General features: G+C 60.8%; 15 protein-coding genes and 1 pseudogene. 9 read left to right on the top strand and 7 right to left on the bottom strand.

Annotation, left to right across the window (positions count from 1 at the left end; all coding sequences use genetic code 11):
• The 4 genes from FY112_RS08855 to FY112_RS08840 form a co-directional block, all read left to right on the top strand.
• Positions 1–532, top strand: a 532-nt coding sequence (locus tag FY112_RS08855; protein ID WP_151518196.1) for an ABC transporter permease, incomplete at its 5' end; no start/stop codon positions are given.
• A 7-nt stretch (positions 533–539) separates the two neighbouring features.
• Positions 540–2,261, top strand: coding sequence for an ABC transporter ATP-binding protein (locus FY112_RS08850; protein ID WP_151518195.1), 1,722 nt, complete (start codon positions 540–542; stop codon positions 2,259–2,261).
• On the top strand, positions 2,258–3,469 hold the full coding sequence (locus tag FY112_RS08845) for a mandelate racemase/muconate lactonizing enzyme family protein (RefSeq protein ID WP_094088190.1): 1,212 nt from the start codon (positions 2,258–2,260) through the stop codon (positions 3,467–3,469). Before FY112_RS08850 ends, FY112_RS08845 begins: the two co-directional genes overlap by 4 nt.
• A gap of 12 nt (positions 3,470–3,481) precedes the next feature.
• Positions 3,482–4,669, top strand: a complete 1,188-nt coding sequence (locus tag FY112_RS08840) for a galactarate dehydratase (RefSeq protein ID WP_094088189.1) — start codon at positions 3,482–3,484, stop codon at positions 4,667–4,669.
• A 181-nt stretch (positions 4,670–4,850) separates the two neighbouring features.
• Here the strand turns inward: FY112_RS08840 and FY112_RS08835 are convergent, their stop codons facing one another.
• The 7 genes from FY112_RS08835 to FY112_RS08805 all read right to left on the bottom strand — a co-directional run bounded on the left by FY112_RS08835 (position 4,851) and on the right by FY112_RS08805 (position 12,457).
• A complete protein-coding gene (locus tag FY112_RS08835; RefSeq protein WP_094088188.1) occupies positions 4,851–5,423 on the bottom strand; it encodes an NADPH-dependent FMN reductase in 573 nt (190 codons plus the stop codon).
• Between the two features lie 84 nt (positions 5,424–5,507).
• Positions 5,508–6,173: a nitroreductase gene (locus FY112_RS08830; protein WP_026158192.1), complete on the bottom strand. Its 666-nt coding sequence runs from the start codon at positions 6,171–6,173 to the stop codon at positions 5,508–5,510.
• A 391-nt stretch (positions 6,174–6,564) separates the two neighbouring features.
• Complete coding sequence (locus FY112_RS08825) at positions 6,565–6,918, bottom strand: metalloregulator ArsR/SmtB family transcription factor (RefSeq protein WP_094088187.1); 354 nt, start codon at positions 6,916–6,918, stop codon at positions 6,565–6,567.
• Between the two features lie 191 nt (positions 6,919–7,109).
• Positions 7,110–7,802: a response regulator transcription factor gene (locus tag FY112_RS08820; protein WP_151518194.1), complete on the bottom strand. Its 693-nt coding sequence runs from the start codon at positions 7,800–7,802 to the stop codon at positions 7,110–7,112.
• 1 nt (position 7,803) lies between these two features.
• Complete coding sequence (locus FY112_RS08815) at positions 7,804–8,181, bottom strand: response regulator (RefSeq protein WP_003550117.1); 378 nt, start codon at positions 8,179–8,181, stop codon at positions 7,804–7,806.
• A 2-nt stretch (positions 8,182–8,183) separates the two neighbouring features.
• Positions 8,184–8,825 (bottom strand): response regulator, encoded by a 642-nt coding sequence (locus FY112_RS08810; RefSeq protein ID WP_077976962.1) that lies wholly within the window; start codon positions 8,823–8,825, stop codon positions 8,184–8,186.
• Entirely contained in the window at positions 8,822–12,457 is a 3,636-nt protein-coding gene (locus FY112_RS08805) for a PAS domain-containing protein (RefSeq protein WP_151518193.1), read from the bottom strand. The genes FY112_RS08810 and FY112_RS08805 overlap by 4 nt, the downstream gene beginning before the upstream one ends.
• 351 nt (positions 12,458–12,808) lie before the next feature.
• On the opposite strand from FY112_RS08805, the gene FY112_RS08800 reads away from it, so the two are divergent.
• The 5 genes and pseudogenes from FY112_RS08800 to FY112_RS08780 form a co-directional block, all read left to right on the top strand.
• The gene (locus FY112_RS08800; RefSeq protein ID WP_151518197.1) at positions 12,809–13,561 is read left to right on the top strand and encodes an NAD(P)H-binding protein; all 753 of its coding nucleotides are present in this window, start codon (positions 12,809–12,811) and stop codon (positions 13,559–13,561) included.
• Positions 13,562–13,648: 87 nt separating this feature from the next.
• Positions 13,649–13,882, top strand: a complete 234-nt coding sequence (locus FY112_RS08795; RefSeq protein ID WP_151518192.1) for an AbrB/MazE/SpoVT family DNA-binding domain-containing protein — start codon at positions 13,649–13,651, stop codon at positions 13,880–13,882.
• A pseudogene (locus tag FY112_RS37530) lies at positions 13,879–14,267 on the top strand (type II toxin-antitoxin system VapC family toxin). Before FY112_RS08795 ends, FY112_RS37530 begins: the two are co-directional and overlap by 4 nt.
• Positions 14,268–14,383: 116 nt before the next feature.
• On the top strand, positions 14,384–15,697 hold the full coding sequence (locus tag FY112_RS08785; protein WP_151518191.1) for a hypothetical protein: 1,314 nt from the start codon (positions 14,384–14,386) through the stop codon (positions 15,695–15,697).
• A 273-nt stretch (positions 15,698–15,970) separates the two neighbouring features.
• Positions 15,971–16,718: AAA family ATPase (locus FY112_RS08780; protein WP_151518190.1), on the top strand; the 748-nt coding region annotated here is incomplete at its 3' end.

Genomic DNA, 16,718 nt, shown 5'->3' with positions numbered 1-16,718 from the left:
CGATTTCTTCCTGCAGCGGGTGATCGATTTCGTGCTGTCGTTGCCGACGATCCCGATCTGGCTCGCAATGGCCGCGGCCCTGCCGCAGGACTGGCCTGCGACGCTGCAATATATGATGATCACGATCATCCTGTCGCTGACCGGCTGGGCGCAGCTCGCCCGCGTCGTTCGCGGCCGCTTCCTGTCTTTGCGCACCGAGGAATTCGTCGCCGCCGCCAGGCTCGACGGCGTTCGCGAAAGGCGCATCATCTTTCGCCACATGCTGCCGAGCTTTGCCAGCCATATCATCGCGTCGATCACGCTTGCGGTGCCGGCAATGATCCTTGCCGAAACCTCTCTCTCCTTCCTGGGCCTCGGTCTGCAGCCGCCGACCATCTCCTGGGGCGTGCTTCTGCGCGAGGCCCAGAACATTCGCTCGATCGCCACTGCGCCATGGCTCTTCATGCCGGGCTGCGCCGTCGTGGTCGCCGTGATGGCGCTCAACCTTCTCGGCGACGGCCTGCGCGATGCGGCCGACCCCTATAACAAATGAGGCCGGCATGACCGATATCCTTCCCATTGCCGGCAGACCGCTGTTGCAGGTGAAAAATCTGACGGTCGAGTTTCCTCTGCGCACCGGCGTCTTTCGCGCGGTCAGCGATCTGTCTTTCTCGATCGAGCCGGGCAAGACGCTCTGTGTCGTCGGCGAAAGCGGATCCGGCAAGTCGGTGACGGCGCGTTCGATCCTGCAGATCGTCGATGCACCCGGCCGCATATCCGGCGGATCGATCATGCTGAACGATCAGAACGGCGGTTCGATCGATCTGACCAGCCTCAATCCGCGCGGGCGTCAGATCCGAGCGATCCGCGGCCGCGACATCGCCATGATCTTCCAGGAGCCGATGTCGTCGCTGTCGCCGATCCACACGGTCGGCAACCAGATCGTCGAGGCGCTTCGCCTTCACACCCGGATGAGCAAGGCAGAGGCGCGCGCTGAAGCCATATCGCTGCTCAAGCAGGTCGAGATTCCCTCACCGGAAAAAGCGCTGGACCGATATGCCTTTCAATATTCCGGCGGGATGCGCCAGCGCGCGATGATCGCCATGGCGCTCGCCTGCAAACCGCAGCTGCTGATCGCCGACGAGCCGACCACGGCCCTCGACGTGACGACGCAGGCCGAAATTCTCGACCTGATCGCCCGGCTGCAGAAGGCCAAGGGCATGGCCGTTCTGTTCATCACGCATGACATGGGCGTCGTGGCGCAGATCGCCGACGATGTGCTGGTCATGCACAATGGCGTCGCCAAGGAATATGCGCCGGTCGAGCAGATCTTTCATGCGCCGAAAGACGACTATACCCGCATGCTGATCGGCTCGGTGCTGAAGCTGGAAGCGAAGGCCGAAATCCGGCTGGCGCGCCCTCCGCTCGACACGACGGCGCCACCGATCCTCGAACTCCGCAATGTATCGATGGATTTCGGCGAGGTAAAAGCGCTGGCCGATGTTTCCATTTCGCTTCTGCCGGGCGAGACGCTCGGCATCGTCGGCGAGAGCGGATCCGGCAAGACGACGATGGGTCGCTCCATCATGCGGCTGATCGATCCGACTGCGGGCGAAATCCTCTATCGCCGCGCCGACGGCGACATCATCGACCTGGCAACGGCAAAAGGTCAGACGCTCGCCGCCGCAAGGCGGGAATTGCGGATGGTGTTTCAGGATCCTTTCGGCTCCCTCAACCCGCGCATGACCGTCTCGCAGATCATCGGCGAGCCGCTGCTCGTCAATGGTGTCGCAAAGGGGCGGGCGCTGGAGGAGCGCGTTTGCTACCTGATGGAGCAGGTCGGCCTCGACCCGAGGGCGCGCGAACGCTACCCGCACGCATTCTCCGGCGGCCAGCGTCAGCGCATCGGCATTGCCCGCGCCATCACCCTCAATCCGCGCGTCATCGTTGCCGACGAGGCAACCTCGGCGCTCGACGTCTCGGTGCGCTCGCAGGTGCTCGATCTGTTGATGCGCCTGCAGGACGAACTCGGTCTCGCCTATATCTTCATCAGCCATGACATCGGCGTTATCCGTTACATGTGCGACCGTGTCGGCGTCATGTACAAAGGCCAGCTCGTCGAAATCGGCGATGCGGAGAAGGTCTGCCGCACGCCCGAGCACGCCTATACGCAGGCGCTCATATCAGCGATCCCGCGCCCCGATTCGCGTGATCGCGATCATTCGCGGCGTTTCCGCTACGTCGCGCCGGACATTTTGAAGAATGGGAGTTTTCAGCGATGAAAATCACCGGGATCCGCACTTTTCTCATGCATGTCGGTCAGCCAGATCCCGCGAACTGGGCTTCCGACCAACGCTCTGGCGGCGGCGCCTCCAAGCAGTTCGGCGGCACCAGAAACTGGCTCTTTCTGAAGATCGATACCGATGAGGGCATCACAGGCATCGGTGAATGCTCGGGCTGGCCGCGTGTCGTCGAGACGGCGATCCATGATCTCGCCCCCCTCCTCATCGGCGAGGATCCGGCACATACCGAGCGCTTGTGGCAGAAGATACAAATCGCGATGATGGGCCATGGCATGCTCGGAACGGTCGGAGGCGGTGCGATGACCGGCATCGACATGGCGCTATGGGACATTAAGGGCAAGGCGCTCGGCGTGCCTGTCTGGATGCTGCTCGGCGGCAAGGTGCGCGACCGGATCCCGATCTATTCGCATGCGAATACGCCCGAGCGCGCGCTTGCCATCAAAGCGCGAGGCATAAAGGCGATCAAATGCGGCGGCGTCGCCGATCCGGTCCGCAAGGTTGCTGCGCTGCGTGACGCCGTCGGTGACGACATGGACATCGCCATCGATCTGCATGGGCCGCCGTGGCTGACGCCTGCGGATGCCTGCCGGCTGGTGCGGGCGCTCGAACCCTATGAATTGATGTGGGTGGAAGATCCGATTGCGCCGGAGAATATCGACGGCTACCGTCGCATCCGCGACGCAGCACATGTGCCGCTTGCCGCCGGCGAGCGCTCGGCGACCATCTTCGGCGAGCGTGAGCTCATAGAGAAGGAACTGGTCGACATCATCCAGCCGGACACCGGCCGGGCCGGCGGCATCACCCAGATGAAGAAGATCGCGGCCATGGCCGAAGCCCATCATATCCAGATGGCGCCGCATTCGGGTTCGCTCGGGCCGGTGGCGGAATATGCGGCTCTGCATCTGCTTGCGGCGATCCCCAACGCCCTCATCCTCGAGCGGCTTGACGACGACTGGGACGGCCGCCGCCAGACGATCGTGCCGCACCCGCAACAGGTCGACGGCTTGATCGCCGTTCCCGATGGCCCGGGACTTGGCTGCGATATCGACGAGGCCTTCGTGGCGCGCTTCCCCAGCAACGGCAATGTCTCGGTGCCGCAAAGTGCCGGTGCCTACAATCCCGGAACCGACAACGAGCATCTCTACGTGCAGACGCGCCAGTCGCGCCGCACCTATTTCAATCGCTAGAAGGACAGAAAGATGAAGATCGACCGCATGCGGGTTTTCATGACCCGCGACAAGGACCGTCCGCGCGTGATCGTCGCGCTCGATACCGATGACGGGCTGACGGGTTGGGGCGAATGCTACAATCACGGCCCCGACAAGGCGCTGCCGCCGCTGCTCGATTATCTCTACGAATTTGTCTCGGGCCAGGACCCGACACGCGTGGAGTATCTCGTCAATCTGCTGATCCAGCAGAGCCGGTTTCCGCCGGGGGCGCTTGGCCTTGCCGCGATCTCGGCGCTCGATCACTGCCTGTGGGACCTTGCGGCCAAGGCGGTGAATGTCCCGGTCTACAAGCTGCTCGGCGGCGAAGTGCGCGACCGCATCAAGGTCTATGCCGGTGTCTACACCGCGCCGGATGCGCCAGCAGCCCGCGACGAATTCGATCGCCTGAAGGAGGGATGGGGGTTCACCGCCTTCAAGCTCAGCCCCTGGCGGATCGACATGCACTCGAACCGCTGGGGTAATGTCGTCAAAGCCTCGGCGGATTATTTCCGCTCGCTTCGCGAAACGGTCAATGACGAATACGAAATCGCCTTCGATGCCCATGCGAAGATTTTCGAACCGATCGCCGCTCGCCAGCTCGGCAATGCGCTGGCGCCTTATGACCCGCTGTTTTTCGAGGAGCCGTTGCGTCCCGAGAACATCGAGGCCTGGGGCGACCTGAAACAGGGGCTCAACTGCACACTTGCGACCGGCGAGTCGCTCTATAACAGAAACGAGTTCCTGCGGCTGCTGCAGGTCAAGGGCGCCGACCTAATCCAGCCCGACATCTGCGTCGTCGGCGGCATCAGCGAAATGCGCCGCATCGCCACGCTCGCCGAAGCCTTCTTCGTCGGCGTGGCGCCGCACAACCCGATGGGTCCGCTTGCGACGGCGGTCAACGTTCATTTTTCGGCGGCGGCACAGAATTTCCGCATCCTCGAATACCGGCTGCCGAAAGGACAGGCCTATGTCTATGGCGGCCTCGATATCGAGAAGCGGGAGGGGGAAACCCGCTACGTCGTCGATCCCTACCTGCCGAAGGACGGCTATCTGGAGCTGCGTCCCGACCGGCCGGGCTGGGGCGTCGAAATGGACGAGAAGGCGATGGAAGAGGAAGGCTACATCCACTGGCAGCGGCGCGTGCCGAAACGGCCCGACGGCTCCTACGCCTTCGCCTGAGGGCATCGCCCGCTTTTAAAACAGGAGCTGGTCCCGGATGGCCTGGCCAGCTCCCGCAGGGCGACGCTTCTAGAGCATGATGCCGAAAAGTGTGAGCGGTTTTCGGGTGACAACATGCTCTAACTATATAATGTAGAACAGGATTCAGATTTTAGGCCGACGGGCCTAAAATCATCCTGTTCTAGGCATCTTTCGGTAGGACTGAGCGAACCCTTGCGATGAAGACATGGAAGTCCTGCATGAAGGTGCGAAGGAAATCGGCGGTTTTGTCGTTCGTGACCTCGCCGTCATCGGTGATCAGCCCCGGTGTGAACTGGATGTAGGCTTCCGGGGCATTCATCTGGGGAGAGTTGCAGAAACTGAGCACACTGCGCAAATTCTGCTGGGCAACTGCTGTGCCTATCGCGCCTGGCGACGTGCCGATTACCGCTGACGGCTTGCGTGTGAACGAGTTGGTGCCGTAGGGGCGGCTCGCCCAGTCGATTGCATTTTTCAGCCCGCCGGGTATGGACCGATTGTATTCGGGCGTAACAAACAGCACGGCGTCGACGGCAGCGATTGCCGCTTTGAATGCTTTGCCAGCCGGAGGGTAGTCGGCGTCATAGTCGTAGCTGTAAAGCGGCAGGTCCTTGAAGGATATCTCCGACATTTCAAGTTCCGGCGGGGCGAGCCGCACCAACGCTTTCGCGAGCTTTCGGTTGATCGAGCCCTTGGCGAGGCTGCCGATGAGATAGCCTACTTTATGGGTGGTCATGGCGTTCTCCAATATCTCGCATGATAAAGGACCTATCATACGCAAAAATCAAAGAAGGGTCTCTGGTCCTTGGATCGCAGGCAACTAATCGCCGACGAACGTGACCGTCTCGTCGAGCGGGGCGCGGCCTGTGCGGGTGTAACTGACCGTGGGATCCTCGTGCCCGATCGACATGCCGCAGAAGAGGATGAGCTCGTCCGGGGGTGACAGGACTTCTGCGACCGTCTCGCGAACCTGCGACCACGCCATCTGCGGGCAACTGTGCAGACCTTCGGCACGGAGCAGCAGCATGACGGTCTGCAGATACATGCCGACATCGGCCCATTGGGATAGGCCCAGGTCACGGTCGATGTAGCAGAACAGGGCGGCGGGCGCGCCGAAACAGTTCCAGTTGGCGATCGCTGCCCGCTGGCGCGCCTCCCAGTCCTCGCGCGCAATGCCGAGCGCGCTGTAGCGCTCCTTGCCGAAGGCGGATCGGCGCTCCCCGTAGGGGGACTTCAGCACGGGCGGGTACATCTCGTACTGCCGCTTGTCCCAGGCGTCGCCATGGGCCACGCGCTCGACGGCGGACGTCTTGAGCTCAGCCAGCGGTGCGCCGGTCATCACATAGGTGTTCCACGGCTGGATGTTCGAACCTGACGGCGACCAAGCTGCGGCGGACAGCACTCGCTCAAGCACCTCCCTCTTTACAGGCTCGCCTTTGAAACCCCGCACCGCCCGTCGGCTTGTGACTGCTTCATATACGTCCATGATCGCCTCCATGCCGCCGGTCGTTCGGTACGTCCATACTCATGGCGTCTCCTCCTGACTTTTCCCGTTCCTGATGTGATTCATTATCTCCATTTGCAATGGAGGCGTAATCACACCGTCGTCTAGGAGGCGTACATCAAACGTACATCAGGGATCGAGGCATTCGAGGGCCATGTGGGCGAAGCAATCGCGGGACCCCCGCGCCATTGCATCCAGGCCTTGGAACTACGCCCATTGAGCGGCCTCGGCTTCGCGCTTGCGCTCAAGCCGCGGTCATCTCTTTCGCCGTCCTCGCCATTGCGCTGCTCTTCGTCGCCGCGGTGCCGATCCCGAGTTGCCTACAAGATCATGTTCCAATCATGAGCCGCAAGAGCAACGCTTCGTCATTTCGTCAGGTGCCTACGGCTCGGCCGCGTTCCACTGGGGAGCGAGGGTGCCATCCGAAGATGTCGGCGAGCGTATCGAGCATCGCCGTGGCCGCGGCGGATTGAAGTGAATAGTAGATCGTCTGGGCATCCCTTCGCGTCCGCACGAGGTCCTGTTCTCGAAGAATTGCCAAATGCTGTGAAGTCGAAGATTGGCTCAATCCCACCTCGTCAGCCAGGACGGACACGGACATTTCTCCTTCGGCCAGCAGATGCAGGATGTGAAGCCGTTTGGCATTCCCCATGGCCGACAGGAAGTTTGCTTCGTTGTCGAAGGCGTTGGTTTCAGGGGAAGGCGCAGCTGACGATTGATTGTTCAAGGCGAGATCTCCTTTAGGGAACCAAAGCCGGGCACCAGGTCATATCCCCGAGCTTTAATTTAGAGATAACGCATGGGTGCGGGGCCGAAACCCATTATCGGCGCCGCATCGTCTTTTCCGGCGCGAATCGGATACGGCGCGCATCAAATGGACAGCGGCAGATCGTCTTCGAGTCCGGCATCCTTCGCCTACTAGCGCGGGCCGATCTGGCGCATTTGCGCCGGCAGCGTTTCCCAGGCCCGGATCAGTTCGCCGATAGAGGCCGCCTCCATCTTGTGCATGACATTGCTGCGATGCAGCTTGACCGTCACCTCGCTGATGCCGAGGTCGAAGGCGATCTGCTTGTTGAGGCGGCCGCGCGCCACCTCATGCAGGACCTCGCGCTCGCGCTGCGTCAGCGTCTCCAGGCGCTTGATATTGCGCTTGGCGATAGCGGTTTCCGCCCGTCGCTCGGCATCCATCGCAATGCCGGCAGTCACGGCGTCGAGCAACGTCTGGTCTCGCACCGGTTTGGTGAGAAAATCCACGGCGCCGGCCTTCATCGCCTGGACGGTCATCGGGATGTCGCCATGCCCGGTCAGGAAGATGATCGGCTTGGAAATGCCGTTTTCGGCCAGATGGCTCTGCAGGTGAAGGCCGCTTGCGCCTGGCATGCGCACGTCGAGGATCAGACAGCCGGGGCTATCCAATATATCGGCGTCAAGCAATTCTCGAGTCGAAGCAAAACTGGTCGCCTGGAAACCCGCCGACAGGATCAGCTCCGACAGCGCTTCGCGAACCGATGCGTCGTCATCGACGATAATAACAAGCGGCTGGTTCTCTTCATAACTGCACTGCAATGATAACGGCGCCGATCTCCGCGGCAACGGCTGGTCAACTCTCATGTCACCCTCCATCTGTCGATTTATGCAAAGCGTTGGCAATGGCCGCCAGCAGGGCCTGGGCATCGAAGGGCTTGCGGAAAAATCCGCTCGCGCCTTGAGCGCGTCCCTGATCGGCTATCTCGTGGCGGCCCGTGATCATGAATACCGGCAGCTCCGGACGCGACTTCCGCACCAGGTCACGAAGTTCGAAGCCGTCGATGCCAGGCATTCCGATATCGGTGATGAGCAGGTCGAGGTCCGACAGCCCGTTGACGAGCAGCGAACCTGCCGATGAAAAGCTGCGGGCCACATAGCCCGCCGATTCCAGAAGGTCGCCCATCGATTCAAGCAACCTTGGATCGTCATCTACAATTGCCACGACATGTCTTGTCTTGTTCATCTTCAATTCCCTCCCACCCTGCGCGAGTGGGTTATCGGTATTTCCAATCTCTCCGCGATCCGCACCAGATCGGCGAGCGATGCCGCGGCCATTTTCTGCATCACGTTTCTTCTGTGGATCTGCAGCGTGACTTCGCTGATCCCCAGTTCGGCTGCGGCCTGCTTGTTGAGAAGGCCGCTGACGACGAGCGGCAGCACCTCGCGCTCGCGCGGCGTCAGGTCGAGATAGTGTTGTCTGAGCATGTCGATCTCGGCGCGCTCGGCTCTCTTTTCCCGATCCTGAGCAATCGCCGCGTGGATTGCCGCCATGAGATCCGCATCGCTGAACGGCTTGGTCAGGAAGTCCACCGCGCCATGCTTGATCGCACGCACCGAGGAGGGAATGTCGCCGTGTCCGGTAATGAAGACGATCGGCGGATGATCCCTGTCGGCGATCTGTCTCTGCAGATCGAGACCGTTGATGTCAGGCAACTCGATATCCAGAACGAGGCAGGCGGGCACATCCGGCTTGTCCGCTCTCACGTAGTCGCAGGCCGATTCGAAGGCGATGGCGTGCATGCCGTGCGAGTCCAGCAGCTCGACGAGCGCTTCCCGGATACGTTCATCGTCGTCGACGATGAAGACGATATGGTCGTCGGCCGTCATAGCGCCGCCTTCGTTTCAATAGGCAATGTGAAGATCAACGTCGCTCCGCACGGATTGTTCTTCTCGGCCCACAATCGCCCGCCGTGCAGTTCGACGATCGAGCGGCAGATGGCCAGCCCCATGCCCATGCCTTTTTCCTTCGTCGTGAAGAACGGCTCGAACATCTTTTCGGGAAATTCGATGCCCTGGCCGCGATCGCTGATCTCGGTCTGGAGGATATTCCCGATCTGGCGCACGCGGATTTCGATGACCCTGTCGCCTGTCGTGGCGTCCATTGCCTCGATGCCGTTGCGTATGAGATTGATTAGAACCTGCTGGATCTGGACGCGGTCGATTGCGATGAGCGGAAGGGTGGCGTCGACCTCCACTTCCATCCGAACGTGACGACGCCAGGCCTCGTCGGCCATGAGGTTGCGCACTTCGTTGACGATGCCGGAGAGCGTCGATGGGGTCCTCCTGTCTACGGATTGCTTGAACAGAGCGCGAATGCGGCTGACGACATCCGCCGCCGAGTTGGCATCCCGGATGATCCGCTCGACCGTCCTCTGTGCCCGCTCCATATTCGGCGGCTCGGCCATGAGCCAGCGCTGGCAGGCGTGTGAGTTGGCTACGACGGCCGCGAGCGGCTGGTTCACCTCGTGCGCGATGGAGGCTGAAAGTTCGGCCAGGCTCGCCACTTGGCTCGCCCGTGCAAGACCCTCTCGCGCCCGACGCAGATCTTCCTCCGCGTGAACCTCACCGTCGATATCAAGGCAGATGACATTCCACTGGACGATGACGCCTTCGGCATTGCGCATCGGTGCCGCGCGCGTCTCGACCCAGCGATATTCACCATCATGGCGGCGCAGACGGTGCCTGCGCGCATAGGGCTCGCCCGTGGACAATGAATGGGCATAGTTTTCTTTGACCCCTGCCACATCGTCGGGATGAACACCGGCATCGAGTGTGCCGTCAAGCCGGGTTTTGCCCGTTCCATCCAGCTCTTCGAGATTATAACCGAGGAAGTCGCGCAGTTGGTGGCTGCGATAGATCGGCTCTCCATCAGGTGCTGCGCAATCGATCATTGCCGGCAGCGTTTCAACGAGCTGCCAGAGCGATCGTTCTCTCTCCCGCAGTGCGTCCTCGACGCGCAGTTGATCGTCGATGTCATGCGAGAGGCCGTACCACTGAACGATCCGTCCATTATCATCCCGCAGCGGCTCCGCGCTACCTTTCACCCAGCGATAGACACCGTCGGCGCGCCGCAGGCGATATTGGCTGGAGAAGCGCTCCCCGGTGGCGAGAGAATGGTTGAGCGCTTGCTCCAGGCCGGCGGCATCGTCGGGATGGACTGCGGCCTCGATGAGCGCTGCCAGGCGGCTGACGCCCGGCCTTTCCATATCGGCGATATCGAGACCGAGAAAATCGATCAGGCGTTGGTTGAAGAAGGTCGGAGCGCCTTCCGGATTGAGCCGCCAGAGCAGGCTCGGAACCATGTCCACGAGTTGGGAAAGCTCCCGCTCCCGGTCGCGCAGCGCTTCCTGCGCGCGCATCTCATCGTCGATGTCGACGGAGATGACATACCATTGCATGATCGCGCCGCTTTGATCGCGTAGCGGCTCGGCTCGGCCATCGACCCAGCGATAGGCTCCGTCGAAACGGCGCATGCGATATTTTATCGAGAAGGGATCGCCGCTGGCGAGGGAATGATGAACCGTCTCGAGCAACTTTGATGCGTCATCGGGATGGACGAGGGTGTGGATGACTGAGGAGAGGCGGCTCATGCCGGGCTTGTCCATATCGCCAACCTCGAGACCGAAAAAGTCGATGAGGCGCTTGTTGAAGAAGACCGGTTCGCCTTCTGGCGTCAGGCGCCTGATCTGGGCCGGGACCATGTCCACGAGCTGCGACAGCTCGCGTTCGCGGTCGCGCAGCGCCTCCAGCGCGCGCACCTCCTCGTCAATATCGAGGGAGACGCCGTACCATTGCACGACCGCTCCGTCGTCATCGCGGCGCGGCTCCACCCTGCATTCGGCCCAGCGGTAGACGCCATCCTTTTCAAGCCAGCGAAACCGCATGGTGGAGCCGCTGCCGGCTTCGAAACAATTGCGCAGCGTGCGCTGCACGCCGGACGCATCCTCAGGATGGACCAACTGCTGCAGCAGTTCGTCGATGCGCGGTTCGGCCCGCGCGTCAAAATTGGCGATGACGGCACGGAAATGATCCTGGTAGCGTTTGTTGAAGTAGATCGATCCGCCTGTCGGTTCCACGCTCCATATGCGGACCGGAACGGCGTCGATCATCTGCTGAAGCTGTCTTTCGCTCCGCCGAATGGCCTCTTCGGCACGCATCTGATCGTCGATATCGTGACAAAGCCCGTACCACTGGACGATGTTTCCGGCCTGATCGCGCATCGGCTCGGCGCGGCTCGACATCCAGCGATAGAGACCGTCGGCGCGCCGGAGCCGATATCGCATGACGAAGCTCTCGCCGGTGGCGAGGCAATGGCGAAGGGCGTCCCTGAACCCGGCTGCGTCATCGGGATGAACGGTGGCCTGCAGGACCGCCTCCAGCCGGCTCATGCCTGGCCTGTCCGAGTCCGCCACGTCAAGACCCAGGAAATCGACCATCCGCCTATTGAAGAAGGTCGGCTCGCCCTCGGGCGTCAGACGCCAGACATGGCTCGGAACCATGTCCACGAGTTGCGAGAGCTCCCGTTCCCGGTCGCGCAACGTCTCCACGTTTTGGCGCAATGTGAGCACTGCCAGTTGGTGCTGGCGGGATATGGCGGCGACAATCAGCGCCGAAAATGCCGAGATGGCCAGAAACAGCTGCAGCATGATCTGATTGTGTTTCTGGGATTCGGGATCACCGGCAAACTGGCTGGCGCCTGTTATCGTGAATACCGCCGTGATTAGAGCAAGCAGAGCGAGCGATACCGCGGCGCCCTTGAACTCGAAGCGGACGGCGGCCCAGAGAAGTGGCGGCATGATGATATAGGCAAAGGGAAGGTAGCCGCTCAGCGAAAGAGCTGCGACACCGAGAAAGATCAGCCCCAGGACGCAGGCTTCCACCCATTGCGCGGCCGAGAACTGCGTCTTGCTGCGCCAGCTGTGAAAGAGGACCAACGCCAGCGGTGCCACGATGAGGACACCGGTTGCGTCTCCGATCCACCATAGCGGCCAGGCCGTCGTGAAGGATTGCGATTGAATCGCGAACCAGGCGAGCGTGGCACTTCCCACGGTCGCGCTCACGATCGGTGCAATTCCGGCAGCCAGGATGACAAATGTGAGAACTTCCTGCAGAGTTTCCAACTGAACCAGGTGCTTCAAGGTCCGGTTCACCAGCCATGCCGCGACCATTGCTCCAAGAGCGTTGCCGACATAGATCAGGAAGGCCGCGGGCACGGGGCTGTAGAACCACAGGAAATTGCTGAACATCTCTGCCAGACAGCCCGCCAGGATCCACCACGGCCAGCTGCGCCTGGAGGCGAGGATGAGCGTAGCGACGAAAAGCCCGCCCGGAGGCCAGATGGAAATACCCGTTCCCGGCACGATTGCCAGCGACTGTGCGAAGCCGCAGGCGAGCACATAGGCGAGGAAGAAAAGCGCCAGATGCAGGAACTGGGGACGGTGCGACCAGACGCTCAGCATCAACTGCTCCTGCCGGACAGAGAGAACCTGGGGATCGTCAGCATTTCTTGCAGCAGTCGTTCTCGATTTTGGGGTTGGCGAGCTCATGTTACAAAGCGTAATCCCGCCGCACCACAACCGCAACTCATGGAAACCCATGCATCGCGCGGGAACGTAGCTGGAATTTTCGGGCGAACGACGGATCGGAAGAATGCTCTGTTTTCCCGATGGCGGATCCTAGACTTCGGGCTGGTTCCGCTATGCCCGTCGGCTAGGACGCCTGACCTCAAGCACGATGGAAGGCGTCCGGCTTTCCGGTCATTGTCGATTCGCGTGAGGCATTGCAGAAAACATGCAACAGAGGATGCCGATATGAAAGTCACGGTGGTGGGAGCAAGCGGTCTCATCGGAACGCGGCTCAGCGAGAAGTTGCGCCGATCGGGCCACCACGTCGCGGCCGCATCATTGTCGCTTGGCGTCGACACGGTTACCGGCAAGGGACTTGATGTGGCGATGGCGGGAACCGAAGTCGTTGTGGACGTGACGAATGCCGCATCGTTTGGCGACAGTTCGGCGTTCGATTTCTTCAAGGCGTCGACGAAGAACTTGCTCGCAGCTGCGGCGCAAGCCGGCATCAGACACTATCTCGCACTCTCGGTCGTTGGCACGCCGCGCCTCGTGGAAAGCGACTATTTTCGCGCGAAAATGGTGCAGGAAAATCTGATCCGGGCTTCAGGTCGACCCTATACGATCCTCCGCTCCACGCAATTTTACGAGTTCATAAACGGATTGATCGACATCGAGGCTGAAGGCAATGTCTTGCGGTTGCCATCGGCCTTGATGAGGCCGGTCGCAGCCGGAGATGTCGCCGCATTCCTGGCGGAACTGGCAGTCGGCGCTCCCTCGGGCGATGTCGTCGAAATCGGCGGCCCGGAGCAGTTCGGCATCGATGAAATCGCCCGGATCTATCTCGCCGCGAACGAAGACGAACGGCAGGTGATAACCGATCGATCCACGTCGTATTTCGGTGTCGAATTGACCGACGACGCCCTGATTCCCGCCGCCGGTGCGCGCGTGGCGCGCCAGACGCTTTCCGACTGGCTCTACCAATCGATGGCCGCTTAGCAACCGGCTTCTGCAGCAAGCATTGGCTTGAAATTTTGCAATGCAGGTAATACTCTTCAATAGAAGAGTATTACAAAGGCGCCCAATATGGCCACGACCGTTACCGCAAAAGGGCAGGTGACCATTCCAAAGCGGGTCCGGGATTTGCTTGGCATCGTTCCCGGCAGCCAGGTCGATTTTCATCGCGCTGCCGACGGCAGTGTGGTTCTGACGCGCGCTGACCAGAAGCGGCCCGCCAGTCGCTTCGAGAAGCTGCGCGGCCATGCCGGCAAGGGCCTCGGTACCGACGCCATCATGGCTTTGACGCGTGGCGAAACGTGACGCTCGTCGACACCAATGTTCTTCTGGACCTGGTGACCGATGACCCGAAATGGTCGAGTTGGTCGATAGCCCAGCTCGAGACGGCGAGCATCGAAGGTTCCCTGCTGATCAATGATTGTCATCTATGCCGAACTTGCGGTTCGATACGACAGGATCGAGTCTCTCGAGACTTTTCTGGAAGAGGCCGGCCTCGAGATGAGACCAATGCCGAAGGCCGCCCTGTTTCTTGCGGGCAAGGTCTTCACGCAATATCGCAAGGCAGGCGGGTCACGATTTCTTCATCGGCGCTCACGCAGCCGTAGAACAGCTGCCGCTTTTGACCCGTGATGTCGGCCGCTATCGCACCTATTTTCCGTCATTGAAATTGATAGCGCCTGTTTCCTAAGCTCATTGATACGGCATGTCGAAGCCTTCAATAAACCTTCATGAAGCTCAGGGTTGAAATGGTCGCGCCCAGCTCCAAATCCCGTCGGCGGTAGTCGAAACGCGAGGGGAGGGCGCATGGGCAACGCGCATATTAATCGGATCGGCCTGGGCAAATCGGCCTTGGGCTTCGTTCTCGTCATTTTCTGCCTCCTGTCCTGCTCCCAGGCATTGGCGGCGCCCGCCGATATCGGCGGCCTGACGGTGAACTTGCCCGATGCCGCTTCCGGCTGGAGGAAAGCCGGCAAAGGCAATCTCTTCATGCTGCAGAAGGATTTTCCGGAAACGGAGGACAACAAGCGCGGCAATGCTTTGATCCAGATCACCAAGCCGCTCCCGGCAACGCGCAATTCCCTGCAGGCCGGCATGAAGACCTTCGTCGCGACGCTTCCCGACATGGCAAAGGAAGATATCCTGATCAAGCATTATGGGGTCACGGTGAACGGCTACGACATCCGCGTGGAAGAACGTTGCTGCGTCCACCAGAAGAACGTGACCATCAGCCAGATCGTCGTCGGCATCGCCGGCGACAAGCGGCAGGCCTATCTGCAGCTCGTGCTGCTGAATGTGAACGGCGACAGAAGCAGCAGCGCCGAGACCGATTTCGCAACCCTCGTGCGCTCGGTGAAGCTTGGTCCTTCCGACAAGGATTTCAATCTCGTGCCGGCGAGTGACGACGGCGGGCTGGACGGCGTCTTCACCCATCTCGATACCGGACTCCGGCCGAACGTCTTCGGAGGCATCGATTTCTATTCGGACAGCACGATCACCATGTTCGACCCGAAGGGGCTGTTCAGCACAGAGCTGCCGAAGGGCGACCGGAGCATTGCCGAACATTGCAGGGACACCCCGACCGATTGCGGCCTTTACAAGCTTGCCGGCGGCGGTTTCTTCTCATCCGCCGGGTCGATCGAAATGCGCAGCGTCACCTCTGCCTACGGCACGATCGAGATCGAGACGAAACCGTTCTCGAAAAAGGGCGAAGACCTGGTGATTGCCGACGCAGACCACCGCGCCGTGCCGCCGTTTGATGAGGGCACGACGCTCGACGGCGAATGGGTATCCACCTTCGCCTCGAGCGGCATGACCGCGACCTCATCGGGATCGGTGGCGTCCAGCCATACGCTGACGCTTCATCGAAACGGTACTTTCGAACGCACAGGCTGGTCGGGCGCCTCGATGGCGAACGAAATCGGCGGATCGCAATCGGGCGTCACCACGTCAAGCAACCGGCCGGGCGCAAGCGGACGCTACAAGCTTTCCGGCTATCGCCTCGATCTGACCGACGCCAGCGGTAGGACCGAGACCATGAGCATATTCGAACCCGACAAAGGTTCCGACGGGCTTCTGGTGATCAACGGCAACAACTACCTGAAGGACGATGGAAAATAGAGATGTGGCGCCCAAGCTATTGATAAATATGGCTTATAAGGCGACGTGATTGACCTCCCGGTCGGCTGGAAAGCCACCGTAGTTATCAGTCACTTCGAGTCATCGGCAATGCGCGAATCACTTGAAATCTGGCTCATGCCGCCAGCCGTCTCGGCGGGCTGAAACGGGCGGTTTGGTTAAGCATTTGTAAATTGGTAACGAATCGAGGCATATAGTAACTGCGCAACTGAAGCGCTTTCGTTCAAAATTGCGCAGTTACCTGGGAAAAAGATCATGCAGCCGAGTCTTGCTCTCCAAGACGATCAAGAGCACCTCCCATCGCTTCTGGCAACAGATGCGAAGGAGTTATCCTATCAACTTCAGCAGCATCAGGCAAAAATCTTTCCCCCGCTCTCGCAAAAGACCATCAGAACATTTTCGCCGGCGGAAGCTGCGGCCTTCATCGGTATCGGCGAAGGTTATCTCCGCCAGGTGGCCGCCGACGGCCATGGGCCCGATCCGCTCGCAAACGGACGGCGGCTTTACAGTGCAACCGATATGGACCGGATTCGCCGGGTCCTCGACGAGCGAAACGGAACGCCGAAATATGTGCCGGCCCGCCGGCCGGGCGAAAAACTCCAGATCATCTCCGTCATGAATTTCAAGGGTGGCTCGGGCAAGACCACCACTGCGGCCCATCTGGCGCAGTTCATGGCGCTCAGGGGCTACCGCGTGCTCGCCGTCGACCTCGATCCGCAGGCCTCGTTGTCTGCCTTGTTCGGCCATCAGCCGGAGTTCGACGTCGGAGAGGGCGAAACGATCTACGGTGCGATCCGATATGAGGAGCCGCGCCCCATCGCCGACATCGTGCGCGCCACCTACACGCCCAATCTGCATCTCATTCCAGGCAATCTCGAGCTCATGGAATTCGAGCACGAGACCCCAAAGGCGATGGCGTCGGGTACGGCGGAGACGATGTTCTTTGCCCGCATCGGCGAGGTCCTGACGGAGATCGAAAGCCTTTACGATGTCGTGGTTATCG

Source organism: Rhizobium sp. PEPV16, from assembly GCF_008919455.1.
GTDB lineage: Bacteria > Pseudomonadota > Alphaproteobacteria > Rhizobiales > Rhizobiaceae > Rhizobium > Rhizobium leguminosarum_Q.
This window is presented reverse-complemented; position numbering and strand designations above follow the sequence as displayed.